The 1258-nt window shown below is 63.7% G+C and carries 2 protein-coding genes; both read right to left on the minus strand.

Features of this window, described 5'->3' with window-relative positions:
* A partial coding sequence (locus CRP50_RS24740) for a glycosyl hydrolase family 8 (protein WP_245913721.1) occupies window positions 1-524 on the minus strand: 524 nt, incomplete at its 3' end.
* Between the two features lie 38 nt (window positions 525-562).
* Window positions 563-1258, minus strand: a 696-nt coding sequence (locus CRP50_RS24745; protein WP_141415265.1) for a GGDEF domain-containing protein, incomplete at its 5' end; no start/stop codon positions are given.

Raw genomic sequence — 1258 nt, forward strand, 5'->3', positions numbered from 1 at the left:
GCGATCCGCCGATCAGGAAACTGAAAGCCGGAGAGCCCGGGCCGCAGCACCAGGCCGAAAGGCTCCTCGACGATAAGGAGGCGGGCAATGGCACTGGCGACGGTCTTTGCTTCCTCCGCTAGGTCGTGCCTCGCCCAGCGCTCTGCCGCCCTGAGGAGGGCCCAAGCGATCATCAGGTCGGCGTCGGCCGCATTGTTCCACTCCGCGACCGCGCCGCTGGTGGCCGTGGAAAGGTATTTCCAGGCGAACAGGGCATCCTCCCTGCGAAGCGTCTGCCGGGTCCAGCGCCAGACGAGCTCGAAGGTCGCCTGATCGTCGAAAGCAGTCGCCAAGATCATGCCGTAAGCTTGGCCTTCGCTGTGGGTGATGCCGCCGTTGTCGGTATCCACCACGCGCCCGTCGGGAAGCAGGAACATGCGCTTCCAGAGATCCCAATCGGCACACGGTTCACCAGACCAAGCATGCTTCGGGGCGGCCAGCATGGTCATGGACGTGAGGACGAAGCGTCGGCGGGTGATGTCCATGGCGGCAGATCCAGCTCAGCGGAGCGGAGGCGACATCACTACGCGACCTCACTACTCGCCGCCCGCGGCTTTCCTGATTCGGACGTCACGATATCCGGCAGCATGACCTCGACCCGATTGCGCCCGTTCTCCTTGGCGGCGTACAGCGCGGCATCGGCGGTACGGAGCAGCCCTACCATGCTTTCGTGAGTTCCGGCGTGCCCCGAAACACCGATACTGACGGTGAACGTGATCGTGCTCCGGCCCTCGGTGACTGAGGCCTCCTCTACGAGGCGCCGCAACTTCTCACCAACGCCTTTCGCATCCTCGGGTCCCGTGCCGGGCAGTAGGATGACAAATTCCTCGCCGCCGAAGCGAGCGACAACATCGTCCGTCCGGACCCCCTCGCGCAATATGGCGGCCAACTTCACGAGAACCTTGTCGCCGGCATCGTGACCGTAACGATCGTTGACCTTTTTGAAGAAGTCGCAGTCCACCACCAGGACAGAAAGCGGCTGCTGGTGACGCTTGGCGTAGCTGAAATAACGGAGTGCCGCCTCGTCGAACGCCCTGCGGTTGCTCAAGCCCGTAAGAGGGTCGACTGTGGCCTGCCGGTGCCACGTGTTCTCCTGCACGATCCGTCGTCCGTCGTGCGCAAGGAAAGCACCGATGAGGAGGATACCCCCGACTGTCGTCGCGAGGATGATCCAGCCGAGGTCAGCCAGCAGCGAAAAACCTCTCCCCTCGGGCAAGGC

Origin of the sequence: Caenispirillum bisanense, assembly GCF_900230255.1 — a bacterium.
Classification (GTDB): domain Bacteria; phylum Pseudomonadota; class Alphaproteobacteria; order Rhodospirillales; family Rhodospirillaceae; genus Caenispirillum; species Caenispirillum bisanense_A.